Raw genomic sequence first — 24,073 nt, 5'->3', positions numbered from 1 at the left:
GCGCGGCGGTAGCGGTTGCCTGGCGGCGCATCTGTTCCGCACGCCTGTCGACAACGAAAAAGGCCCAGCCGAGGGCCGGGCCTTGAGATCCGTGGAGCACGGGGTTGGGCGCCGGGCTTGGTCCCCGGCGCCGATGGAGCGGATCAGAAGTCGCGCTGGACGCGGAAGCGGAACGACGACACCGAGTCAGCCGTGGTGGTGGCAACTGCACCACCGGCGTTGATCGCGCCGACGCGGGAATAGGCGGTCGGATCCTTGTCCTTGTCGATCACACGACCGTTCTTGACACCGATCTGGGTGTAGTAGCCCTCGACACCGATATCGAGGTCCTTCACCGGCGACCAGATCAAGCTCGCACCGGCGACGAACTGATAGGTATCGCGCAGGGCTTCGCTGAGCTGGTAGAACCGTGTGCCGGGCACGCCGACGGCGTTGGCGGCGAAGCTGTTCGTCCCGTTCGGGTTGATCACTCCGAATGCCGCACCCTGAGCAGAGCGAGCACGCTGGGTGAAGTCCATCTCGCCGTACGACCCGAAGACGGCCGAGCGCCACTCCGGCGACCAGTAGTGAAGGTACGAACCGACAACCGTGAAGCTCGTGGACTGCTCCAGCTGGCCCGTGAACGGGTTGACGCTGGCGTCGTTGAAGAACTGGTTGAACTTCTGGCCCTGGATCGTCGCGGCGTTCTGCGAGTAGGAGCCGCTGAACGAGGAGTAGCCGGTGTAGAGCTGGGAGCCGCTGCCGTAGGCACCCTGCAGGTAGAGCGCATCACCCGGGGCGATGAACGGCGTGTTGATCTTGAGACCGCCCTGCACGGCGTAGCCATACGAGTTGTTGGCGTGCGGGATGCTGACGTTGGAGCCGGTTCCGGTGCCGACACCGTTCTGGACGTTTCCGACGTTCAGCTCATGCACCGCCGCCGAGATCTGGGCCGAACCCCAGGCCTGATCGAGGCGCAGGGCGCCGACGACGTCGGGCATCCGCGAACGCTGGATCACATCGACCTGGCTGAAGCGGGTCGGCGTGGCACCGGTGTAGCCGATGAACACAGGGGCCGGCGAGTTGTTCTGCGCGAAGTTCGCAATCGCCGCGTTGACGGTGACACCGCCCGGGTTGTTGGACGGCGAGTAGATCGGGCTGCGGCGGAAGACCGGGTCTTCGGCCGAGATCGTGGCTGACAGGCCGTTGCCAAGGGTGGCGGTGTAGGCGAGCAGGTTGGTCGAGGCGATGTCCGAACCCGCGGTGGCGCCGGCGAGCTCGAAATCGTGGGCGTAGAAGTCGAAGAACGAGGAGGCGCGACCGGCGGTCAGGCCGGCGAACTGGATGAACGCCTTGTCGACGTTGGCGAACTGCTGATCACGGCCGAAGCTGTCGATGCCGAGGCCCGGATAGGCCTGGCCGATGCGCTGCTGGGTGCCGGAGGTGCCGACGCCGGAATAGCCGGTGCGGGCGCCGGCATCGAAGCGCACGAAGGCGCGCAGGGTGCCGTAGGCGGTCTGGGTGCGGGCATCGAGGTTGATGCGCATCCGGCCCTGGTAGCCGGAGGTGTCGCCGCCGTTACCGAACTGGCGCGAGTAGCTGGTCATGTAGCCGCCCTCGAACCGGGCGCGGCCGGAGAGACGCAGGCAGGTATCGGTGCCGGGGATGTAGAAGAAGCCGGCGCCGTAGGCCGAGCAGACGCGGACGTACTCGATCGGGACCGCCTTCTTGACCGGAAGGTCGGCGGCGTGTGCGGCTCCGATCGCGACGAACGCGGTGGCGGAACCGAGCAGTGAGCTCTTCAAGAGCTTCATAGACATCTCCAAAGCTTCGAGACCCAATGATGCGGACATGCCCGGTTTTCCGGATCTTGCCGCACGTCTTGTAGGTTTGGCCTGCGTCTTAGGTGGCAGGCTCCTGCGGGCTCTCGCTTGGCGATGCCCCCGTGCACCATCACCATGTGCGAACGGGTTTCGCCGATCAATCAGATTTCAGCTCGGCTAAATTGGTTCCTGTGCGATGTTGCCGCCCGGCAACAATATCAGAACGCCTTAGCCGGCAACAGCTTGCCGGATGTAATGATATGCTTGCTGAGGCAGCACGGGTGCTGTCGAACCGGGCACGAACCGGCCGCCCCGGCCGCGTGAGAAGGCCGGGGCGTACGGGCAGGATCCGTGATTTGGATTCATGCGGTTTCCGGAGCGATCCGCCCCGGCTCGCCTCACATGGGCGGCGTCAGGCCGTCCTTGCCGACCGCGACGCGGCGCGCCGTGATCGTGCCGTCCTCGCCGCGCGCGGCCACCACGAACGCCTTGGCGCCGGCGGAGATCGCGGCCGCATCGGCCGGCTCGAAGGTGACCACCGGGGCCTGCGGCGGGACCAGGATCTTCATCGACTGGCCTTTGCCGTAATCCACCGTGAGCGTGCGCTCGGCGCCGGTTCCGCTCGCCTTCACGGTGCCGTTGGTCATCGCGCTCTTCACCCGGGGAGCGTCCGACGCGGGCGCGGCCGCCTTCACGGTGCCGTTGGTCATCGTGCTCTTCACCGCCGTGCCGCCGGTGTGGTCGGGGATCACGTCCCAATCGTAATGACCCTCGCCGGTCCCGCGCATCGATTCCGGGAACAGTACCACCTCCAGGGCCACCGGGGGCTCGCCCTTGGTGGCGGTGCCGATGAACACGCCGTCCTTGATGTGGTCGAGCTGGGCCGGGACGACCCAGGACACCTTGGCATCCGGCGCGAGGGTCACCCGCTCGCTCTTGCCGTCCAGGGTCTTAAGGGTGAAGCCGCCGCTCTCGACGGCCTCGATCGTGCCCCGCAACCGCTCGGGCGGTGCGGCGGCCTGGGCGGCGGCACCGAGCGTCAGCAGGCTCGCCAAGGCGAGTGTCGGAAGTCTTGCCATGCAGAGGTCCTCTCGCCGCCGGAACGATGGCGGCGTGCATGACCTGGGACTCGGCACGGCCGTGTCACCCCGGCCGGCCCGTGACATCAAGCCCTCGCGAATGGATGTAACCGGGGCGGTTCCGCTCAGGCCGGAAGCGCCAGCAGGGCCAGACCCGCTGCCGCGACGCAGGCGCCGAGCGCCGGTGCGGCCCGGGCCGCGTCGAGCCGTGCCGCGGCGATGCCGAGGCCGAGGCCAGCGGCGTGGAGCAGCGCGGTCGCCGCCAGGAAGCCGAAGCCGAAGGACAGGCCCGAGGCGGTCTCCGGCATCTCGGCGCCGTGGGCGTAGCCGTGGAATACCGCGAACACCCCGACCAAGCTGGCGAGCAGCGCCACCGGCGCCCGCAGGCCGACGATCGCGGCGACGCCGAACACCACGATGGAGAGCGCGATCCCGGTTTCCGCATAGGGCAGCGCCACACCGGCCATGCCGAGGCCCGCGCCGGCACTCATCAGCACCAGGAAGGACAGGGGCAGAGCCCAGAGCGCCCGTCCGCCGCGGAGGGCGGCCAGCAGGCCGACCGCCACCATCGCCAGGACGTGGTCGGCCCCCATCAGCGGGTGCAGGAAGCCGGCCTCCGCGCCGATGGCAGCGCCGTGGCCGGGATGGGCCAGAGCCGCCTGCGGCAGCAGCGCGAGCGCGGCGGGAAGGAGGGCCAGGGACGAGACGAGGGGAGCGGCGAGCAGGCGCTTCATCGGAAATCCTTCGCGGGTTCTGCGCAGGATGTAGCGCCGATCCCGCGGCTCCGCGAGGGCCCGCGGCTCAGAGGGTCATGGCCGCGTGGACCGCCTCCGGCGCGAACGGCTCCAGGAAGGCGGCCCCGATCCCGTGCTCGAACTGGCGGACGACCCGGGCGGCCCGGGCGCCGACCCGGATCGTCTCGCCGAGCTCCAGCGCCCGGTCGAGCAGCAGGCCGATGCCGGACGCGGAGACGTTGAGGACGTGCCCCGGGAAGGCCAGGCCGCATTCGAGCGTGATCTCGACGGTCTTCTGCGCCGGCACGATGCGGTGATGCATTCGGACCGGCTCCGGATGGCGGTTCTGCGCGCGCGCCAGCGTCATGAACTCCCGGGCCAACCCGTTGAGCGCCGCGCGTCCGCCCCGAACCCGGACGACGAAGTCCGGGTTCGCGACCTGGGTGATCCGCACCTCCAGCAGGCCGATATGGCGGATGCTGCAGGTCAGATCCTCACCGGCCGCCACGCGGGCCGAGGAGCGCAGCCGGATACCCTCCGGCGTGACGTCGGCGGTGACCGCGTAGAAATCCGGCCTGCGGACGTTCCAGCAGAGCGCCGGCAGCACGATGACGTGTCGCTGGCTCGTCGCGGCTGTCATCGGTGTTCGATCCATCGGCCCGCTTCTGCGCCGTGGAGGCCTGCGAAGGTCTTCAAAATTCCGATAAAATTGACTCGTCCGCCGGGCTCCATCCAACGGAGATTTTCGGCCGCAACGCCTGCGTGCATGGCCTATGCGAACACACGGGCCCTGGTCGGCCGCCCGGCACGGGATGTTCGTCCGCGTGACGATCCCCACCCTGCGATTGCGCGGGCACGGAGCCTGCATCGGCGCGCCTATCCGGCGCTGCGGCCCTCTTGAATACATGATACAGCGTCAACCCGCGCCGGGAGGGCGAGGCTTGGGGGCGCGCCGCCGCCTCTCCGGCCGCGCGGCGCAGAACACCGCGCGGCTCGATCGCACTGGACAGGATTTCCCGTGAGAGATTTCTCCGCACCCGGGCGCTCCCCGGTCTACGCCGCCAACGCCGCCGTCGCGACCTCGCACCCGCTTTCGACCCTGGCGGCTATCGAGGTCCTGCGCGCGGGCGGCAACGCCGTCGATGCCGGCATCGCCGCGGTGGCGGTGCAATGCGTGGTCGATCCGCTGATGACCGGCATCGGCGGCGATTGTTTCGCGCTCTACGCCCCGGCCGGCGCCAAGACGCCGATCGCGCTGGACGGCTCCGGGCGGGCACCCGCCGCGGCCACGCCCGAGTGGTACGCCGAGCACGGCGTCGCCATCACGCCGACCTCGCCGCACGCGGTGACGGTCCCGGGGGCGGTCGGGGCCTGGGACCTGCTGGTGCGCCAGCACGGCTCGCGCTCGCTGAGCGAGCTGCTCCAGCCGGCGATCGGCTATGCCGAGGACGGCTTCGTGATCCAGCAGCGCGTCGGCTGGGACTGGCAGCGCAACGTCGCCAGGGTCGCGGGCGATCCCCACGCCGCCGCGACCTACCTGCCTGGCGGGGCGGCCCCGGCGATCGGCAGCGTCTTCCGCCTGCCGAAGCTCGCCGCCACGCTCCGGCGCATCGCCGAGGAAGGCCCGCGCGGCTTCTATGAAGGGCCCGTGGCCGACGACATGGTCGGCCGGCTCACCGAGCTCGGCGGCCTGCACACCCGGGACGATTTCGCCGGGGCCCGACCGGACGTGGTCACCCCGGTCTCGACCCGTTACCGCGGCTACGACGTCTACGAGTGCCCGCCCGCCGGCCAGGGTCTGGCCGCGCTGATGATGCTGAACGTGCTGTCGCATCACGATGTCGGCGCCCTGTCGGACCTCGACCGGCTCCACCTGTTCGCCGAGACCTGCAAGCAGGCCTATCACCACCGGGACGTGCTGTTCGGCGACGCCGACCTCGCCCGGGTGCCGGTGGAGCACCTGCTGTCGGATGCCTGGAAGGCCGCCGCCCACGGGGCGATCGACATGAGCCGCGCCCAGCCGCCCGAGATCTATCCCGAGATCGCCCGGGAGATTGCAGAGGAGCGGGCCCACAAGGATACGGTCTATCTCTGCGTGGTCGACCGGGACGGCAACGCGCTCTCGCTGATCAACTCCGTGTTCCAGGGCTTCGGATCGGGCATCCTGGCGCCCGAGAGCGGCGTGCTGCTGCACAACCGCGGCCTGTCGTTCCGCACGGAGGCCGGACACCCGAACAGCGTCGGGACCGGCAAAAGGCCGATGCACACGATCATCCCGGGCATGCTCATGAAGGACGGCCAGGCCGTCGCACCGTTCGGCGTGATGGGCGGCCATTACCAGGCGATGGGCCATGTCGAGCTGCTGTCGGGCATCCTCGACCGGGGCCTCGACGTGCAGGCGGCCCTCGATGCCCCGCGCAGCTTCGCCTATGGCGGCAGTTTGGAACTGGAGGGCGGCATCTCCGACGCCGCGATGGCCGGCCTGATCGCGCGCGGCCACCCGGCGATCCGCGCGCCCCTGCCCCTCGGCGGCGGCCAGATCATCTGGATCGACCGCGCGGCCGGCACGCTGGTCGCGGGCTCCGATCCGCGCAAGGACGGGGCGGCGTTGGGGTATTGAGGGGCGGGCGAGCCACGTTCGCGGCCGCAAGAGAAGTCTCTCCGAGGCCGACACGCGTCTCCCTCCCCCGCAGAGGGGGGAGGGAGACGCGCTTGGGGTTGGCCTTGGTCCTTATCCGGCAGCGATGTGTGAACATCGTAGCTCGCACGGCAGAGGGGGGCACGTCGCGGCTCGCATGGACCGGTGTGTAAGCACCGGCGCTCCTCCCTGTCAGGACGAGCGCCGATCGCAAAACATCAATCGATGTCCTCGACCTCTTCGCCGCCGCCATAGACCCGCTGGGCCAGGGAGGCCTCCATGAACGGGTCGAGGGCGCCGTCGAGCACCGCGTCCGGATCGGTGGACTGGGTGCCGGTGCGCAGGTCCTTCACCAGCTGATAGGGCTGGAGCACGTAGGACCGGATCTGGTGGCCCCAGCCGATATCGGTCTTGGCCGCGGCCTCGGCGTTGGCCTTCTCCTCGCGCTTCTTCAGCTCGGCTTCGTAGAGCCGGGCGCGCAGCATGTTCCACGCCGTGGCGCGGTTCTTGTGCTGCGAGCGCTCCTGCTGACACGCCACCACGATCCCGGTCGGATTGTGGGTGATGCGCACCGCCGAGTCGGTGGTGTTGACGTGCTGGCCGCCGGCGCCGGACGACCGGTAGGTGTCGATCCGGCAGTCGGATTCCTTGATCTCGATCTCGATCCGGTCGTCGATCACCGGGTAGACCCAGACGCTGGCGAAGCTGGTATGCCGCCGGGCGCTGGAATCGTAGGGTGAGATCCGCACCAGCCGGTGCACGCCGGACTCGGTCTTGAGCCAGCCATAGGCGTTGTGGCCCTTGATCAGGAGCGTGGCGCCCTTGATCCCGGCCTCTTCGCCGTCCGACCACTCGACGATCTCGACCTTGTACTTCCGGCGCTCGGCCCAGCGGGCGTACATGCGCTGGAGCATGTTGGCCCAGTCCTGGCTCTCGGTGCCGCCGGCACCGGCATGGACTTCGAGATAGGTGTCGAAGGCGTCGGCCTCGCCCGAGAGCAGGGTCTCGACCTGGCGGCTCGCGGCCTCCTTCTCGACGGCGAGGATCGCGGCCTCGCCCTCGCGGATCGAGGCCTCGTCGCCCTCCATCTCGCCGAGCTCGATCAGCGTCGCGCCGTCCTCGAGGTCGCGCTCCAGCTTGCGGATGGAGGTGACCGCCTCGTCGAGCTGCTGGCGCTCGCGCATGACTTTCTGCGCGGCGTCGGCGTCGTTCCACAGGTCGGGGTTCTCGGACGCCGCGTTCAGCTCCGCGAGGCGTTTATCGACGGTATCCCAGTCAAAGATGCCTCCTCAGCAGCCCTATAGACTGCTTGGCGGCATCCGAGGCTTGCTCGATCTCGGCGCGCATTTGGTTTTTCGGAACTTGGGGTGAAGGGTCGGGCCGGGGTGATACCGTCCGGGGGCCGCCCTGTAAACGGCGGGGGCCCGCCGATGACCGAAGCGTGCGGCGCCCGACCGCAGGGATGCGTGCGAGCGACCGCGCAGGCCGCGCGTTGTCCGCCACGGATCAGGCCGGAACGCGGAGGCGACCAGGATGGCGGACGACGATCACGCGAAGACGTGGAGTGAATTCAGCGAAGCCGTCAACATGACGCCTGCGGCCCTGCGCAAGCATCTCGACGGCGCGGCGAGCCAGGCGGTCGGCCAGAAGAAGGACGGCGATGAATCGACCGGCCACGAGATGGGCCGGCGCATCCTGGCGATTAAGGACAAGAAGAAGGCGGATCTGACCGACGACGACTACGCCGCGATGCGCAAGGTCGTGGGCTACGTCCACCGCCATCTCAAGCAGGGCGGCGAGGCCCGCAAGGACCCCGATTCCCCGTGGCGGATGTCGCTGATGAACTGGGGCCACGATCCGCACAAGGATTGAGGCCCCGGCCGGGCCGGCTCAGTAGCGCGGCGGGACGATGTAGGACGGGGCGATCACGAACTCCTTCGGGCGCCGCTGCGCGCCGAACCGGCCCTCGGTGATCTGGTCGTTGTAGTAGTCGAACCCGGAATAGCCGAATCCGCCGCCGTTCATGATCTCGGCCACCGGGACCGGCGGCACAGCGAGATCGGGGCGGCCCGGCGGCACGATCACCTGGCAGCAGCCGTCGGCCTGCAGGACCGAGGGGCCGTTGGGCGCGGTGAACACGTAGGCGCGCGGCTGCGGGACACCCGGCGGGAAGGCCGGCTCGGCGGCGGCGCCCTGGGCGACGAGGCCGAGCAATCCGGCGGCGATCAGGGTCTTGGTGCTCACGCGATGCTCCGTCACGGGGCCGGCCGGGCCGGCGTCAGGCCTACACTCTAGCTTATCGCGGACGGCCTGTCCGGCGCTTGCGGGCCGTCCGGTTACCGGAACCTGGAGCGCCGGCTCAGCCGCGGGCGCGCAGGACGACCTGCGGGCTCGCCGGCACCGGCCGGCAATCCGACATGAAGGCGTTGACCGGCAAAGGCTTGGAATCGCAGGCGTAGACATCGGTCGAGCCCGGAGCCGGCACCGGATCCCGGGCGATGATCGGGTTCGGCGCACAGGCCGAGGCCGCGGCGGCGAGCAGCAGGGCGGCGATGAGGTTCAGGCGGCGCATGCAACTCTCGGGACGCGGGAGGACCCCCGCGCCGGACCCTGCGCATCGCGATCCGCTCTGACAAGCGCCGGCGGGGGATGGGCGGCCCTTTGACGGGGCCTGTCGCACGGCGGCAACAATCGGGCTGGAGGCGCTCGCAGCCGAAGCGGACATCGGTTCGGCTGCGAGCGAGCTTGTGAAATCAAGGCCTTGAAGCCGTCCCCGATCTCAGACGGCCCGGGCCATCGGCACGACGTTGTGCAGGGTCTTGTCGCCGCCGTCGAAGAACCGGCGGATGTTGCGGGCGGCCTGCCGGATCCGCTGCTCGTTCTCGACCAGGGCGATGCGGACATACTCGTCGCCGAACTCGCCGAAGCCGATGCCCGGCGCCACGGCGACGTCGGACTTCTCGAGCAGCAGCTTCGAGAATTCGAGGCTGCCCATCTCCCGGTAGCGCTCGGGGATCGGCACCCAGGCGAACATCGAGGCCGCCGGCGCCGGGATGGTCCAGCCGGCCTTGCCGAAGGATTCCACCAGCGCGTCGCGGCGCTTGCGGTAGGTCGCCCGCATCTCGTCGATGCAGTCGTCCGGGCCGTTGAGGGCCGCGGTGGCGGCGACCTGGATCGGCGTGAAGGCGCCGTAATCGAGATACGACTTCACCCGGGAGAGCGCCGCCAGCAGCCGCTCGTTGCCCACCGCGAAGCCCATGCGCCAGCCGGCCATGGAATAGGTCTTCGACAGGGAGGTGAACTCCACCGTGCAGTCGATCGCGCCCGGGACCTGCAGGACGGAGGGCGGCGGCTTGCCGTCGAAATAGACCTCCGCGTAGGCGAGGTCCGAGAGCAGGATCAGCTCGTGCTGCTTCGCGAAAGCCACGAGGTCCCGGTAGAAATCGAGGTCGGCCACGTAGGCGGTCGGGTTCGACGGGTAGCAGACCACCAGGGCGACCGGCTTCGGGATCGAGTGGCGCATCGCCCGCTCGAGGGCCGGGAACATCGCCGGGGTCGGCTCGGCCGGGACGGAGCGGATCACGCCGCCGGCCATCAGGAAGCCGAAGGCGTGGATCGGGTAGCTCGGGTTCGGCACCAGCACGACGTCGCCCGGGGCGGTGATCGCCTGAGCCATGTTGGCGAAGCCCTCCTTCGAGCCCAAAGTCGCCACCACCTGGGTGTCGGGGTTGAGGCTCACGCCGAAGCGGCGCTGGTAATAGCCGGCCTGGGCGCGGCGCAGGCCGGCGATGCCCTTGGAGGCGGAATAGCGGTCGGTCCGCGGACGGCCCGCCGTCTCGCACAGCTTGGCGATGACGTGCTTGGGGGCGTCGAGGTCCGGGTTGCCCATGCCGAGATCGATGATGTCGGCGCCCTGAGCTCGGGCGGTTGCCTTGATCCGGTTGACCTGCTCGAACACGTAGGGCGGCAGGCGCTTGATGCGGTGGAAATCGGTCATCGGCGTGTCCATCGGCGCGTCCCGAATCTGGCGTCTCTCGTTCATGGCGGGCGCGCGAACGAATCGCTCTATCAGAGATGCGCGCCGCCGCCGACTCACAAAAATCCGAGCCGGATCGGCCGTGTTATTGCGCCGCGGCGGGGGCCGGCTTGATCGTGGCCGCCGCCCCGCGCCCGGCGCTCTCGGCGGCGCGGCCGCGGCTCTGGTTGCGGCCGCGGGCGCCTTCGAGCTCGGCCTCCAGCGCCTTCTGCCCCTCGGCCGACTTGGCCCGGACGGGGCGCTTGGGCGCATCGACGCCCACCGGCATGAAGGCCGGCGGCTCCTTGCTGCGCGACTCGGTCACGAAATCCGGCGCGGCCACGACCCGGGGCCCGTAGCCGGCATCGGTGGCGAGCGTGCGCACCGCATCCCCCGAGCATGCAGCGAGCGGCGCCGCCAGCAGCGCGACGACGAGCAGCCGGGCCGGTGCCGGCGCGCCGGGCAGCCAGGCGATCGATGGGGCGGGGTTCAGGAAGGCGCGGCGCATGGGCACAAAGGTATGAGAAGAACGCGCGGATGTTTCGGCGACATGCGCGGCCGGGCTGGTGCAACCACTCGCTCGCTCCCTAATTTGTCGGAAACGAGGCTCATGCTCAGTCGAGCCGAAACACCACACAGGGAGGCACGCGTGACGAGCCCGCGGACGCAGGCGCCGGACCAGGCTGCCGCTCGGACTTCCCTGACCAACGGCGCCCTGCCGGAGGGCATCCCCACGCCTCCGATGCCGGATATCGAGGCCCTGTCGCGCAACGCGGGGCAATTCGTGGAGGCGCTCGGGCGCAGTGCCGCCCGCATGCTCACGCCCGAAGCCCAGGCCAACGGCCCGACCGGGGAGATCAACGAGGCGATCAAGACGCTCGGCCAGGTTGCCGAGGCGTGGCTCTCGGACCCGAACCGCAGCGCCGAGGCCCAGGCCAAGCTCTCCCAGGCGTTCCTGACGCTCTGGGGCACGACCTACCTGCGCCTCCAGGGCCAGAAGGCCGATCCGGTGGCGGTGCCCGAGCCCCGGGACGGCCGGTTCAGCGACGCGGAGTGGTCGAGCAACCCGTATTTCGACTTCATCAAGCAGGGCTACCTGATCGCGACCCGCTGGGCCGAGAGCCTGGTCGACGAGGCCCAGGGCATCGACGAGCACACCCGCCACAAGGCGCAGTTCTACCTGCGCCAGCTCACCAGCATGCTGTCGCCCTCGAACTTCCTGCCGACCAACCCGGAGCTGATCCGCCACACCCTCCAGGAGAGCGGCGCCAACCTCGTGCGCGGCCTCAAGATGTACGAGGAGGATCTGGCGGCCGGCGGCGGGCAGCTGCGCGTCCGCCAGACCGATCCGAGCGGGTTCGAGGTCGGCCGCAACATCGCGGTGACCCCCGGCGAGGTGGTGTTCCGCAACGACCTGATCGAGCTGATCCAGTACGCGCCGACCACCGAGACCGTGCTCAAGCGCCCATTCCTGATGGTGCCGCCCTGGATCAACAAATACTACATCCTCGACCTCAACCCCCAGAAGAGCTTCCTGAAATGGATGGTCGATCAGGGGCTGACGGTATTCTGCATCTCCTGGGTGAACCCGGATGCGCGCCATGCCGACAAGGACTTCGAGTCCTACATGCGCGAGGGCATCGAGGCGGCGATCGACGCGATCGGCGTCGCCACGGGCGAGAGCGAGGTGCATGCGGCCGGCTACTGCGTGGGCGGCACCCTGCTCTCCGTGACGCTCGCCATGCAGGCCGCCACGGGCAACCGGCGGATCAAGAGCGCGACCCTGCTGACCACCCAGGTCGACTTCACCCATGCGGGTGACCTCAAGGTGTTCGCCGACGAGGAGCAGATCCGCCAGATCGAGGCCCGCATGGCCGAGCGGGGCTACCTGGAGGGCACCCGCATGGCCAACGCCTTCAACATGCTGCGGCCGAACGACCTGATCTGGCCGTACTTCGTGAACAACTACATCAAGGGCAAGGCGCCGACCCCGTTCGACCTGCTGTACTGGAACTCGGACGCCACCCGGATGCCGGCGGCGAACCACGCCTTCTACCTGCGCAACTGCTATCTCGAGAACGCGCTGGCCAAGGGCCGGATGGTGATCGGCAACGTCCGGCTGGACCTGAAGAAGGTCCAGGTGCCGGTCTTCAACCTGGCCACCCGGGAGGACCACATCGCTCCGGCGATCTCGGTCTTCGAGGGTTCGAAGACCTTCGGCGGCAAGGTCGATTACGTCCTGGCCGGCTCCGGCCACATCGCCGGGGTGATCAACCCGCCGTCCAAGCCGAAATACGGCTACTGGACCGGCGGCCCGGTCAAGGGCGCGCTGAAGGACTGGATCGCGGCCGCGGTCGAGACCAAGGGCTCGTGGTGGCCCTACTGGTTCCAGTGGATCGAGGCCCAGGCCCCCGAGCGGGTCCCGGCTCGCCAACCGGGCGGCGACGCGCTGCCGTCGCTGGGCCCGGCCCCCGGCACCTACGTGCGGATGCGCGCCTGAGGGGAACCCGCCGGGCAGGTGCAAGGGCCGGACACGATCTCACGCGCCCCCGGCCGCGCGGGCGAGCGGATTCACACGGCTCCGGACGAAGCGCTGGTCCCCTCTCCCGGGCGGGAGAGGGACAGGGTGAGGGGTGCGCCGTATCCGGAAAGACCGGATCCCTCACCCCAACCCTCTCCCGCACGGGAGAGGGGGCACCCCGCGGCCGTCACGAGCCGATGTGTGATCACCGCAGCCGGCGCGGGCGTGGCGCCCTGCGCTCTCCGCCCGCGATGATATGGGAGGCCGAACGCCCCGCTCAGTACTTCCGGATCAGCGGCGCCGGTGCGGCCGCGGGCGGGGCGCCGAACATGTAGCGGAAGCCCACCGAGACGATGTCGGCGCTGGAATCGACCACGCCCGCGAAGGCGATGTTACTGACGTTGTAGTCGCGCCCGACTCCCGCGAGGATGCGCGAGCGGTCGAGGAAGAAGTGCGAATAGGCCAGGTTCAGGGTCAGGCGCTCGTTCCAGCGGTAGCTCGCGCCCACGGAGGCGATGTAGCGGTCGCCGTCGGGCAGCCGCACCGAGCGGTTGCGGAAGTCGATCGGCGAGGATTCGTAGGCGAAGCCGGTGCGCAGGGTCAGGTTGGGCGCCGCGTCGTATTCGGCACCGATCGAGTAGGTGTAGCCGTCCTTGTAGTTCAGCGGCAGGTTGCTGACCGGCAGGCCGAGGCGGTTCGACACGATCCCGATCGTGCCGAGCCTGGACCATTGATCCCATTCGAAGCCGAGATTGAGCCGGGCGACCGGCGAGATCGCCTGGACGAGGCCGACGCTGAGCTTGTCCGGCGTGTTGAGCTTGGCGCGGACCTGGCCGGCGAGCGGCGCCAGCGCCACCAGCGGCACGCCGATCGACCCGTCGATGTCGTGATGCACCGACGAGCGGTAGCCGATGCCGATCACGGTCCCGTCGCGGGGCGTCAGGGTGGCGCCCGCCGTGAAGCCGACGCCCCAGGATTCGCCCTTCAGGAACGAGCTCGGATACAGGGTCGGCGCGATGCCGGGGATCGGCAGCGCCTGCCGCAGGGTCAGCCGGAAATACTCGATGTTCGGGCCGGCCGCGAGCGACAGCCACTCGTTGACCTTGAAGCCGATCACCGGATTGAACGCCAGCGTGAAGATCCGGGACGAGCGCCCGTAGACCTCGCCGGCCCAGACCTGGTTCGGCTTGGTGACCAGGCCGAAGGGCGCGCCCGTGGAGAGGCCGAGCCACAGGCGGTCGTTGAGCTGGTAGGAGGTCGCGCCCGCGGGCACCACGGCGCCCTGCCCGATATCGCCGGAGCCGCCCAGACCCGCGAAGCCGGGATTGGTCCCGGGCGCGGTCCGGATCTCGGAGGAGAGACCGATATAAGTGAGGTTCTGCTCCGCGACGAAGCCCGGGTTCATCGTGATGGTGGCGGGGTTCCAGAACATCGACGAGACGCCGCCGGAACCGGCGGCCGCGCCCGCGAAGGACAGGCCCTGGGCCTGGGTGCTCTGCTCTCGGATGCCGAACGCTCCGGCCCGGGCCTCCCCGGCGCCGAGCGCCGCCACAGCAGCCGCGAGCACCACCGCGCGCATTGTCCCGCTCATCTGTCCCCCCGAACCGGTTGGTTTGCCCGGGCGTCCTGATTCGACCTTGTGTCCCGGTCCGGCGCCCTTTCCGACATCGTGCCGGTTTCCCCGGGTCGATCGCAATGACGATTTCTATTCGGACCGGCGCCAAGGCCATTGATGAAGCGAAAATCTGCAGGGCGATTTATTGCGCGCCGTCATATCGAATTCTGACTTCTCACCGGCCCGACAGTTGTTCGCGGATTCACCGGGGCAATGAACAATAAATCTATCGCCGTTGGAACCTGCACTTTTTTGCCACGATGTGACCAAGTTGTGACACCCCGTGCGGGCATCTCCGGATCCGGCGGCGCTTGCACCGGCGGTCCTGCCCGGCCATGGTCCCGGCGCCCGGCGTAGACCGGTTCCAGGGAAGGATGAGGAGTCGCGGCGATGAAGCTCTTCCGGCACGGCCCGAGCGGCGACGAGAAGCCCGGCCTCGTGGATGCGCAGGGGGGCCTGCGCGATCTGTCGAGCATCGTGCGCGACATTGCCGGCCCGGCGCTGGCGCCCGAATCGCTCGCCCGGCTGCGGGCCCTCGATACCGAGAAGCTGCCGAAGCTGCCGGACGACGTGCGGCTCGGCCCCTGCGTCGGCGGCACCCGCAACGTCATCGCGATCGGCCTCAACTTCGCCGACCACGCCGCCGAGACCAACTCGCCGATCCCGGCCGAGCCGATCATCTTCAACAAGGCGCCGTCCAGCCTGTGCGGGCCGAACGACACGGTGATCATCCCCAAGGGCTCGGCCAAGACCGACTGGGAGGTGGAGCTCGCCGTGGTGATCGGCCGCCGGGCGAGCTACGTCCACGCCAACGAGGCGCTGAACTACGTGGCGGGCGCCTGCATCTGCAACGACGTCTCCGAGCGCGAGTGGCAGCTGGAGCGCGGCCCGACCTGGACCAAGGGCAAGAGCGCGCCGACCTTCGGGCCGCTGGGCCCCTGGCTGGTGACGCTGGACGAGATCCCCGATCTCAAGAACCTCGCCATGAGCCTCGACGTGAACGGCGAGCGCCGCCAGACCGGCTCGACCGCGACCATGATCTTCGACGTGCCCCAGCTCGTGGCCTACGCATCGCATTTCATGCTGCTGGAGCCCGGGGACGTGATCACCACCGGGACCCCGCCCGGCGTCGGCCTGGGCATGAAGCCGCCGCGCTACCTCAAGGCCGGCGACGAGATGGTCCTGCGCATCGAGCGCCTGGGCGAGCAGCGCCAGAAGGTCATCGCCTTCGACGACTGGACCGCCAAGGTCTCGGCCGGCGAGCCGACGCACTGACGCGGGCGCCGCCGCCTCCGCACCGGATGGCGGCGGCCCGCAGGGCGCTTGATTTTGGCCACCGATCCCACTCAAGAAGACATCATGAGCCAAGCCGCCGACCCGCACGCCTCCGATTTCCGCCACGACTGGAGCGTGGCCGAGATCCGCGCGATCCACGATTTGCCGTTGCTTGATCTGGTGTATCGGGCCGCAGGCGTGCATCGGGCCCACAACGACCCCAGCGACGTCCAGCGCGCGAGCCTGCTCTCGATCAAGACGGGCGCCTGCCCGGAGGATTGCGGCTACTGCTCGCAATCGGCCCACCACAAGGGCACCGGCCTGCCGCGCCAGCGCCTGATGCCGGTGGAGACGGTGCTGGCCGAAGCCGCCGCCGCCAAGGCCAACGGCGCGACCCGCTTCTGCATGGGTGCGGCCTGGCGCAGCCCGCGGGACGGCGCGGAATTCGACTCCGTGCTGGACATGGTGCGGGGCGTGCGCGGCCTCGGGATGGAGGCCTGCGTCACGCTGGGCATGCTGACCGCCAGCCAGGCCGAGCGCCTGGCCGAGGCGGGGCTCACCGCCTACAACCACAACCTCGATACCGGGCCGGACTATTACGACAAGATCGTCTCGACCCGCACCTACGCGGACCGCCTGAATACCCTGGAGCGGGTCCGGGAGGCCGGCATCGGCGTCTGCTGCGGCGGCATCATCGGCCTCGGCGAGGGCGTCGGCGACCGGGTCGCGATGCTGCAGGTGCTGGCCAACCACGCGCCGCACCCGGAGAGCGTGCCGATCAACGCCCTGGCGGCGGTCCCCGGCACGCCGCTCGGCGACACCGCCACGCCGGTCGATCCGTTCGACATGGTGCGGATGTGCGCCACCGCCCGCATCGTCATGCCCAAGGCCCGGGTGCGCCTGAGCGCCGGGCGCAAGGCCCTGAGCCGGGAGGCGCAGGCCCTGTGCTTCCTCGCCGGGGCCAACTCGATCTTCTACGGCGAGCGCCTGCTCACCACCGCCAACAACGAGGCGGATTCCGACGCGGCCCTGCTGCAGGATCTCGGCATCCGGGTCGCCGAGCCGATCCTCGCCGCGGCGGAATAGCGTCTCACGCTTCCGCCAGCACGATCCGGAACCGGGCCCCGCCCTCGCCCGGATCGAGGGCCAGGCTGCCGCCGTTGATGCCGATCAGCTCGGCGGCGATCGGCAGGCCGAGCCCGGTGCCGCCCGAGCGCACCGAGCCCTGGAACGGCGAGAACAGGTTCTCCCGGGCCCGCGCCGGCAGGCCCGGGCCGTTATCGGTCACCAGGATGGTCACCCGGCCCGGCTCCTCGCGGGTGGCGGCGACCCGGACCTCGGCGTCGGGCATTCCGGCGCCGTCGAGCGCCTGGACCGCGTTGCGGACCAGGTTGGCGAGCGCCCGGGCGAGCTGCTCCGGATCGGCCTGGACGCGGCATTCGCCGGCCGCCACGGTCACGCGAACGGGATGCGACGCGAGCGCGGCGAGATCCGGCAATTCGGCGAAGAGCGGTGCCAGCGGCGTGCAGCTTAACTTCGGCGCGCGTTCAGACACGCGCCCGTAGGACAGGCTCGCTTCGCAGAACCGGATCGCCCGGGCGATGGCCGCGACCAGCCGCGGCGCCACCCGCTGAACCATGGGGTCGGCGGTATCCTCCAGCCGATCGCCCAGGAGTTGCGCGCCGGTCAGGAGGTTGCGCAGCTCGTGGCTGACCTTGCTGACCGCCAGCCCCAGCTCGGCGAGGCGCCGCTTCTGCCGGAGCTGGTCGGCCAGGATCCGCTGCATCCGCCCGAGCGCCAGTTCCGCCTGGCCGATCTCGTCGCGGCGGCGGGACGGCGCGATGATCCGGCCGGCATCCTCCGGGTTCTCCGCGAAGGCGGTGATGCTGGTGGCCAGCCGCCGCACCGGGCGCACGATCAGCACCTGCAGGACCACGAAGACCAGCCCGGCCGCGGAGGCCGCGATGATCAGCGAGGAGACCAGCAGCCGCAGGGCGTAGTCGATCATCGCGGCGCGCAGGGGCGCCTCGTCGAGCAGGACCTCGACCCGGTCGAAGCCGATGCCCCCCTCCCCGATCACCCGGATCGGCTCGCGCACGGGCGCGATCAGGGTCCGCCAGGCGCCCCGGATGGTCGACCAGGCGGTGACGTCGCGCAGGTCGACGGTGTCGGCGACCGTCTCGGGCACCGGCTCGATGGCGAGCAGCCGCTGGGCGCCGCCGCCCCGCACCGCGATCGCCCGGGCGTTGACCCCGGCGAGCAGCCGGCTCTCCACCGCCTCCGAGACCGGCTCGCCGGTGCGGCCGTCGAGGACCAGGGCGGCGACCTGCGCGGCCGCAACCCGGTCCGACATCCACTCGATCCGATAATTGGCGACCGCCGGCACGTAGGTCAGCACCTCCGCCACCACCACGAAGGCGACGGTGACCAGGAACAGACGGCCGGACAGGCCCAGGCGCGCCGGGGGCCGCTCGGGCACCTCGCGCGACGCGGCGGAAGCCGGGGTCGCCGCAGCCGCGACCGTGTCGGATTCGACGGCCACGCTCATCACGCTCCGACCGGACATTGCGGCGGGCGGGCGACGTAAGGACCGTGAAAGCTCGAGCCGTTTCCGGCCTTCGCGCGGGACATGTTCGGGACGCCATCACTTCGAAGGCGGGAACACAGGCGCATTCCCACGCGCACTATACGAGCACGATGACGCTGAGGTTGCATGTACCTTGGAACACCTCGAAGAACGTCCACGGCCGAGTTGGCGGCCAAGCGGGCGGGCACCCCGAGCGGCGCCTCGTCCTGGCGTGCCGCTCAATCGCCCCTCACCCCCTTCGGAACCGCCGGCTCAGCACCATGCTGCCCAGGGCGAAGACCGCCAGCATTCCCAGGCCCGCCACCATCTTGGGCGTGATCAGCGCCCGCAGGGTCAGGGCCTCGTCGCAGCCGGGGGCGCCGGAGGCCAGGCAGGCGGCCCGGGCGGCCTCGTGGGCGGCGACCACGTCGTCGATCCCGGCCCCTGTGGTGGCGTAGACGAGGGCACCCGGCAGCAGGCCCAGGAAGGTCGCGAGCACGAAGACCCGCATCTTCACCCCGCAGGCGGCCGGCGCGAGGTTGGTCATCCAGAACGGGAACAGCGGCAGCAGCCGCATCACCGCGATGTAGCCGAAGGCGTCGCGCCGGAACCCGTCCGTGAAGGCGGCGAGCCGCGTCCCGCCCATCCGGCGCAGCAGGTCGGCCCCGGGCCCTTTGCCGATGGCGAAGACGATCGCCGCCCCCGTGGTGGCGGCGCAGACCGCCGTGAGCGCCCCCGGCACGATCCCGAACAGGAAGCCGCAGATCATGGTCAGGATCAGCGTGGCCGGCACCGAGACCACCACGGCGGCGACGTAGACCAGGTAAGCCGCCACCAGCGCGCGCGCGTATCCGGCCTCGACGAAGCCGTGCAGCCAGGCCCGCGAGGCGAGCAGCCGGTCGAGGCTCAGGAGCTGCGCCACCCCTGAGACCAGCACGATCGCCGAGATGCACAGCAGCAGCCCCAGCGGCAGCCAGCGCCGCAACCGCTTCCAGCGCCCCTCCGGAGCGGACGCGAGCCCGGCGTCGCTCACCCGGGCTTGCGCATCCGCAGGATCTTGAAGAAGCCGCCCGGGAAGGTCGGCTTCAGCCCCAGCACCTCGACGCCGTTGCGCCGGGCCCAGGCCTCGATCCGGGTGGCCTTGAAGTCCGACGACCAGCCGATCTTGGTGCAGAGCGGGGCGACGACCTCCTCGACCCGGGCCAGCGGCCCGTCGCTCTGGCCGAAATGGTTGGCGAGCACGATGCCGCCGCCGGGCCGGACCACCCGCAGGAACTCGGACATGGCAGCCTCGGGGTCGGGCACCAGGGTGATCAGGAACTGGGCCACCACGGCATCGAAGCTCGCATCGGCGTAGCCGAGATGGCAGACATCCATCACCTGCAGGCCCTTCACATGGGACAGGTTCCGGCGCTTCACCTTGGCGCGGGCGCGCTTGAGCATGTCCTCGGAGAGGTCGACCCCGCAGACGAAGCTCGCCTTCGGGTAATAGCCGAGCGCCAGCCCGGTGCCGACGCCGGCCTCCAGGATCCGCGGCCCGTGCTCGGCCGCGGCCTCGACCGCGGCCCGGGCCGCGGGCTCGGTCAGCTTGTCGTAGACCACGTCGTAGACGGGGGCCCAGCGGGCATAGGCCTTGCGCATCAGGGCCGTGCTCGGCCCGGCCATCTGCGGCTCGCTCAGCATCGTTCAGACTATCCAGAAAGTGAGATCAGGCGGCTTCTCGGGGCCGGGCCGACAACGCGTCGACCCGGCGGATGGTGCCGCCGCCCAGCACCCGGGCCCGGGGGCCGTCGTCGCCGTAGATCGCGCAGGCCTGGCCCGGGGACACGCCGTCCTCGGGCTCGGTCAGCACGACCTCGGCGGCGCCGTCCGGCCCGATGGTCAGCGTCGCCGGGCGCGGCGGCCGGGTCGAGCGCACGCGGACGGCCACTTGCAGGTCGCGCACCGACTCGGCCGGGCCCTCGCCCAGCCAGTTCAGGTCCGAGAGGCGGATGCGGGTCGTCGCCAGCGCCGTGCGCGGGCCGACCACCACCCGGGCGGTGTCCGGCTCCAGGCGCACGACGTAGAGCGGCTCGGAGCCCGACAGGCCGAGGCCCCGGCGCTGGCCGACCGTGTAATGGACGATGCCCTCGTGCCGACCGAGGACGTGGCCGGCGAGGTCGACGATCTCGCCGGGCCGGGCCGCGTCCGGGCGCAGGCGAGCGATCACGTCGCTGTAGCGGCCCTGGGGCACGAAGCAGATATCCTGGCTGTCCGGCTTCTCGGCCAGCGACAGGCCGAGATCCTTGGCGAGCGCCCTTGTCTCGGTCTTGGACATCTCGCCCAGCGGAAAGCGCAGGAACGCGAGCTGCTCGGCCGTGGTCGCGTAGAGGAAGTAGCTCTGGTCCCGGGCGGGATCGAGCGCGCGGTGGAGGGCCCGCCCACCATCCGGCAGCGCGCGGCTCGCCACGTAGTGGCCGGTGGCAAGCGCGTCGGCGTTCAGGTCCCGGGCAAGCCCGAGCAGGTCGCGGAACTTCACCGTGCGATTGCACTCGACGCAGGGGATCGGCGTCTCGCCGGCGAGGTAGCTCTCGGCGAATTTCTCGATCACCGCGTCGCGGAACCGGTCCTCGTAATCGAGGACGTAATGCGGGATGCCGAGATGCTCGGCGGCCGCACGCGCATCGTTGATGTCCTGGCCGGCGCAGCACGCGCCCTTGCGATGGGTCGCGGCGCCGTGGTCGTAGAGCTGGAGCGTGACCCCGACCACGTCGAAGCCCTGCCGCTTCAGCAGCCCCGCGACCACGGAGGAATCGACGCCGCCCGACATGGCGACGACGACGCGCGTCTCGTGGGCTGGCTTGGGAAGGTCGAGGGCGTTCATCGCACGGGTCCGCCGCCGCCGGCTGAAAGGCGTCTCGGCTGCACGGCCCGTCTATAGCGGGAGTCCGGCCGGCTTTCCAGGGTTGGGTTTTCTGGGCGCCTGCGATGGCGACGCATCGCCCCGTGCGTGGCCGGAGACGCCCCCGGCGCCGTCACTCCGGTTCGCCGCAGGCGAGTTCGGACTCCAGAACCACCGGCAGTGCAAGAGCTTGGCGCCCCGTCATCCCGGGCTCCGCTGCGCGGCCCCGGGATGACGGGGCGTGGCGGCACCGGTCCAGCCTGGGGCTGCACAACGAGACCGAGCGTTCCGCGGTGGAGCGCGATGAATCGTCCGGCCTGTGTCACTGATGGCGGGTGCGGGAGCGGGCACCCGGCCAGACCCGGGGTTGCGTAGGCTTACCAGCCTCCGCTGGAATCAACCTTCGTATCACTGCTGTCTGCGCTTCACCTTGCAACCAGATCCAGACACTGGGCGCCCGGCAAATCCTGCCTGGCGCGCGGCAGGTTCGGCCCCGGGGGAAGCCCAGGCCTACGCGCACCTTAAGAAAAACCTTTTTTGTTCAGCCGCTTACTGGGACACGTTGATGGCCTGGCCCTTGCTCGATCCGCAGCGAGAGGAGCCTCACCATGGCGAGCGGCGCAGCGGATCGGTTGGATGTCAGCGGGTGGATTCCGGCCGCCCGCACATCGTCCACCCCGCGATCGAGCTGGGATGCGGCGGGCGTGGCGGCCCGGGCCGGCGACTCGTCACAGGACCGCTTCGGCGCTGCGCTGAGCGCGGCGCGGGCCCGGGATGATGCGGCGGCGAGCCGCGCCCGCGTGGACGCCCGGCGCGATCAGGCCGATGCGGCCCGCACCACCTCGGAGCGCGCGCGGGATGCGGCCGACACCGCCAAGGCGCGCGCCGCCGCCCGTCCGGAGGCCCGCCCCACCAATCCCGCGAGGCCGGCAGAGCCCCGCGTCGAGGCTCCGATCCTACCGCCGGCCGAGGCGCGGCCAGCCAAACCGATGGCCCGCACCGAAACGCAGGGTCCGGCGAAACCGTCGGATCCCGCCCCCGCCGCCGGCCCCGGCCGGAACACCGATCCGACGGCACAGCCGGCCTCCTCCGACGCCGCCGGCACGCCGGTGCGGGAGGCCGCGTCAGACGCGACGGCCGCCGATCCGGCCAAGGCCGACGCGGGTGCAGCCGATCCGGCCGCGCCCGAGGCCGCGCAGGCCGAGGCGGTGCCGAGCGAGGTGCCGGCCCAGGCCGCGACTCAGCCGACGGCCCCGGCCGTGCCCGGCACGGTGCAGGCCCTGCTGGCCGAGTTGATCAAGGGCGCTCCCGTCCAGACCAAGGCAGCCGATGGCCAGGACGGCGAAGTCGGCGTGACCGGCACCGCCGCATTGGGGACCGCGCTCGCGGACACCTCGGCTGCCGCGACGGAAGCCGCAGGCGGGAAACCCGGCCTCACCATGATTGGGGCCAAGACCGGCGCAGCGCCGATGGCGAAGGCCGCGGGTCCTGGTGCGAGCCCGGTCGAGGCGGTCAAAGCCGGCGAGGCCGAGCCCGCGGGTGCGGAAGCGGCGTCGGGCGCGCAGGCTGGCCCGGATTTCCTCGCCGCCCTGGCGGAGGCCGGGCAAGGCGGCGGCGCGTCGGCCGGATTGCTGGCGCCTGCCCCGGCCCCGCCTCATGGCGGCCCGGACCCGTCCGCCCTCGCCCCGCAGGCCGCGGTCGGGACCAGTCCCGGCGCGACGCAGGCCGCCGCGCCCGCTCCGAATCCGATGCAGGCGCCGCCGGATCCGGCGGTGCCGATCGGCCAGGTGCCGATGACCATCGGGCTGCGCTCGCTCGCCGGGTCGAGCGAGTTCCAGATCCGGCTCGATCCGGCCGAGCTCGGGCGGATCGACGTCAAGCTCGAGATCGACAAGGCCCGCGGCACGGTGACGACCCATCTGGTCGTCGAGCGGCCCGAGACCCTGGCGATGCTCCAACGCGACGCCGGCCAGCTGCAGCAAGCCCTGTCCCAGGCCGGGCTCGACCCGTCCGGGGGCGGCCTCAACCTGTCGCTGCGCAGCGACGGCAACGCCCAGGGCGGCGCGGGCGGCGGCCAGGGCGATGCGCCCCGGAACGGCCAGGCCGCCTGGGCGCAGGATCGGGCCGAGGCGCCCCAGGAGACCGCCCCGACGCGCTGGCTGCGCGGCTACGGCGGCCTCGACATCCGAATCTAGCGCGATGCGCGACTGCATCGAACCATCACCCGTCCGGGCTGTCCGCCCCGACGCGCCACGGGAGCGAGCCGCATGACCTCCGGCATATCCGGCGTTACCAACACATCATCCACAGCGACGAGCGTCAGCGGCAATGCCAGCGAGATCGCCGGCAATTTCACGCAGTTCCTGACGCTGCTGACCACGCAGCTCAAGAACCAGAACCCGCTCGACCCGATGGACACCAACCAGTTCACCCAGCAGCTGGTCCAGTTCGCCGGCGTCGAGCAGCAGCTCAAGTCCAACGACCGCCTCGACAGCATCCTGACCGCGTCGAAATCGGCGAGCTCGGCCTCGGCCACGAGCTATATCGGCAAGAGCATCACGGCCGACGGCAGCAGCTCGCAGCTCTCCAACGGCTCGGCCTCCTGGACGCTGACGCCCGCCCGGGCGGCCCCCAAGGCGGTGGTGACGATCCTCGATTCGAAGAACAACGTGGTGGCGACGCAGACCACGTCGCTCACGGCCGGCAGCCAGACCTACAGCTGGAACGGCAAGACCTCGTCGGGCCTGACCGCGCCCGACGGCACCTATTCGATCAAGGTCTCGGCCGCCGACACGACCGGGACGAACGTCGCCGTGGACACCCAGCTGAACGGGACCGTGGACTCGGTCGACCTCAGCGGCACGGCGCCGGTCCTGATGATCGGCTCCCAGAAAGTCCCGCTCAGCAGCGTCCAAAGCATAGGGTTGTCCACAAGTGGCACCTGACG

21 protein-coding genes are annotated in these 24,073 nt (G+C 70.5%); 7 read left to right on the top strand and 14 right to left on the bottom strand.

What is annotated here, in order from left to right:
- Positions 1 to 143: 143 nt before the first annotated feature.
- The 4 genes from LGR69_RS23855 to LGR69_RS23840 form a co-directional block, all read right to left on the bottom strand.
- A complete protein-coding gene (locus LGR69_RS23855; protein WP_230367557.1) occupies positions 144 to 1,793 on the bottom strand; it encodes a porin in 1,650 nt (549 codons plus the stop codon).
- A 407-nt stretch (positions 1,794 to 2,200) separates the two neighbouring features.
- Positions 2,201 to 2,881, bottom strand: coding sequence for a metal ABC transporter permease (locus tag LGR69_RS23850; protein WP_230367556.1), 681 nt, complete (start codon positions 2,879 to 2,881; stop codon positions 2,201 to 2,203).
- Positions 2,882 to 3,006: 125 nt separating this feature from the next.
- Entirely contained in the window at positions 3,007 to 3,615 is a 609-nt protein-coding gene (locus tag LGR69_RS23845; protein WP_230367555.1) for a HupE/UreJ family protein, read from the bottom strand.
- A 67-nt stretch (positions 3,616 to 3,682) separates the two neighbouring features.
- Positions 3,683 to 4,255, bottom strand: a complete 573-nt coding sequence (locus LGR69_RS23840) for a PilZ domain-containing protein (RefSeq protein WP_230367554.1) — start codon at positions 4,253 to 4,255, stop codon at positions 3,683 to 3,685.
- 378 nt (positions 4,256 to 4,633) lie between these two features.
- On the opposite strand from LGR69_RS23840, the gene LGR69_RS23835 reads away from it, so the two are divergent.
- Positions 4,634 to 6,235 (top strand): gamma-glutamyltransferase family protein, encoded by a 1,602-nt coding sequence (locus tag LGR69_RS23835; RefSeq protein ID WP_230367553.1) that lies wholly within the window; start codon positions 4,634 to 4,636, stop codon positions 6,233 to 6,235.
- Positions 6,236 to 6,471: 236 nt separating this feature from the next.
- Here the strand turns inward: LGR69_RS23835 and prfB are convergent.
- Positions 6,472 to 7,600 (bottom strand): peptide chain release factor 2 gene (gene prfB, locus LGR69_RS23830; RefSeq protein ID WP_122162225.1). Its coding sequence is split into 2 segments (ribosomal slippage): positions 6,472 to 7,530 and positions 7,532 to 7,600, totalling 1,128 coding nucleotides; the frame shifts between segments, so codons are not numbered across the junction.
- Between the two features lie 186 nt (positions 7,601 to 7,786).
- Between prfB and LGR69_RS23825 the strand changes: the two genes are divergently transcribed.
- Positions 7,787 to 8,125, top strand: a complete 339-nt coding sequence (locus tag LGR69_RS23825; protein WP_050734324.1) for a DUF3140 domain-containing protein — start codon at positions 7,787 to 7,789, stop codon at positions 8,123 to 8,125.
- Positions 8,126 to 8,143: 18 nt separating this feature from the next.
- Here the strand turns inward: LGR69_RS23825 and LGR69_RS23820 are convergent, their stop codons facing one another.
- The 4 genes from LGR69_RS23820 to LGR69_RS23805 all read right to left on the bottom strand — a co-directional run bounded on the left by LGR69_RS23820 (position 8,144) and on the right by LGR69_RS23805 (position 10,776).
- Positions 8,144 to 8,497 carry a hypothetical protein gene (locus LGR69_RS23820; protein ID WP_091858751.1) on the bottom strand — a complete coding sequence of 118 codons (354 nt, stop codon included), beginning with the start codon at positions 8,495 to 8,497 and terminating at the stop codon, positions 8,144 to 8,146.
- Between the two features lie 115 nt (positions 8,498 to 8,612).
- Positions 8,613 to 8,825 carry a hypothetical protein gene (locus tag LGR69_RS23815; protein ID WP_230367552.1) on the bottom strand — a complete coding sequence of 71 codons (213 nt, stop codon included), beginning with the start codon at positions 8,823 to 8,825 and terminating at the stop codon, positions 8,613 to 8,615.
- Between the two features lie 207 nt (positions 8,826 to 9,032).
- Entirely contained in the window at positions 9,033 to 10,250 is a 1,218-nt protein-coding gene (locus LGR69_RS23810; protein ID WP_039903877.1) for an LL-diaminopimelate aminotransferase, read from the bottom strand.
- A gap of 124 nt (positions 10,251 to 10,374) precedes the next feature.
- Positions 10,375 to 10,776: a hypothetical protein gene (locus tag LGR69_RS23805; RefSeq protein ID WP_230367551.1), complete on the bottom strand. Its 402-nt coding sequence runs from the start codon at positions 10,774 to 10,776 to the stop codon at positions 10,375 to 10,377.
- A 234-nt stretch (positions 10,777 to 11,010) separates the two neighbouring features.
- On the opposite strand from LGR69_RS23805, the gene phaC reads away from it, so the two are divergent.
- Positions 11,011 to 12,768 (top strand): class I poly(R)-hydroxyalkanoic acid synthase, encoded by a 1,758-nt coding sequence (phaC, locus tag LGR69_RS23800; RefSeq protein WP_230367620.1) that lies wholly within the window; start codon positions 11,011 to 11,013, stop codon positions 12,766 to 12,768.
- 298 nt (positions 12,769 to 13,066) lie between these two features.
- Here the strand turns inward: phaC and LGR69_RS23795 are convergent, their stop codons facing one another.
- Positions 13,067 to 14,380 (bottom strand): OmpP1/FadL family transporter, encoded by a 1,314-nt coding sequence (locus LGR69_RS23795; protein WP_230367550.1) that lies wholly within the window; start codon positions 14,378 to 14,380, stop codon positions 13,067 to 13,069.
- A 414-nt stretch (positions 14,381 to 14,794) separates the two neighbouring features.
- On the opposite strand from LGR69_RS23795, the gene LGR69_RS23790 reads away from it, so the two are divergent.
- Together LGR69_RS23790 and bioB are read left to right on the top strand one after the other, a co-directional pair.
- Positions 14,795 to 15,679 carry a fumarylacetoacetate hydrolase family protein gene (locus LGR69_RS23790; RefSeq protein ID WP_091858742.1) on the top strand — a complete coding sequence of 295 codons (885 nt, stop codon included), beginning with the start codon at positions 14,795 to 14,797 and terminating at the stop codon, positions 15,677 to 15,679.
- 84 nt (positions 15,680 to 15,763) lie between these two features.
- Positions 15,764 to 16,765: a biotin synthase BioB gene (bioB, locus tag LGR69_RS23785; protein ID WP_091858740.1), complete on the top strand. Its 1,002-nt coding sequence runs from the start codon at positions 15,764 to 15,766 to the stop codon at positions 16,763 to 16,765.
- Positions 16,766 to 16,769: 4 nt separating this feature from the next.
- Here bioB and LGR69_RS23780 read toward each other — a convergent pair whose 3' ends face one another.
- The 4 genes from LGR69_RS23780 to mnmA all read right to left on the bottom strand — a co-directional run bounded on the left by LGR69_RS23780 (position 16,770) and on the right by mnmA (position 21,108).
- A complete protein-coding gene (locus LGR69_RS23780) occupies positions 16,770 to 18,245 on the bottom strand; it encodes a sensor histidine kinase (RefSeq protein ID WP_370881398.1) in 1,476 nt (491 codons plus the stop codon).
- Between the two features lie 250 nt (positions 18,246 to 18,495).
- The gene (locus tag LGR69_RS23775) at positions 18,496 to 19,278 is read right to left on the bottom strand and encodes a TVP38/TMEM64 family protein (RefSeq protein ID WP_091858737.1); all 783 of its coding nucleotides are present in this window, start codon (positions 19,276 to 19,278) and stop codon (positions 18,496 to 18,498) included.
- Positions 19,275 to 19,928, bottom strand: a complete 654-nt coding sequence (locus LGR69_RS23770) for a class I SAM-dependent methyltransferase (RefSeq protein WP_007569084.1) — start codon at positions 19,926 to 19,928, stop codon at positions 19,275 to 19,277. The genes LGR69_RS23775 and LGR69_RS23770 overlap by 4 nt, the downstream gene beginning before the upstream one ends.
- Positions 19,929 to 19,953: 25 nt before the next feature.
- Positions 19,954 to 21,108 carry a tRNA 2-thiouridine(34) synthase MnmA gene (gene mnmA / locus LGR69_RS23765; RefSeq protein WP_091858733.1) on the bottom strand — a complete coding sequence of 385 codons (1,155 nt, stop codon included), beginning with the start codon at positions 21,106 to 21,108 and terminating at the stop codon, positions 19,954 to 19,956.
- 722 nt (positions 21,109 to 21,830) lie between these two features.
- Here mnmA and LGR69_RS23760 point away from each other — a divergent pair.
- Together LGR69_RS23760 and LGR69_RS23755 are read left to right on the top strand one after the other, a co-directional pair.
- Positions 21,831 to 23,321: a flagellar hook-length control protein FliK gene (locus LGR69_RS23760; RefSeq protein WP_230367548.1), complete on the top strand. Its 1,491-nt coding sequence runs from the start codon at positions 21,831 to 21,833 to the stop codon at positions 23,319 to 23,321.
- Between the two features lie 72 nt (positions 23,322 to 23,393).
- Positions 23,394 to 24,071, top strand: coding sequence for a flagellar hook assembly protein FlgD (locus LGR69_RS23755; RefSeq protein WP_091858726.1), 678 nt, complete (start codon positions 23,394 to 23,396; stop codon positions 24,069 to 24,071).
- Positions 24,072 to 24,073 lie beyond the last annotated feature (2 nt).

The sequence above is a fragment of the Methylobacterium brachiatum genome (genome assembly GCF_020523825.1).
GTDB classification, from domain to species: domain Bacteria; phylum Pseudomonadota; class Alphaproteobacteria; order Rhizobiales; family Beijerinckiaceae; genus Methylobacterium; species Methylobacterium brachiatum.
The sequence above is the reverse complement of the archived record's forward strand: the minus strand, read 5'-3'. Positions and strand labels throughout refer to the sequence as shown.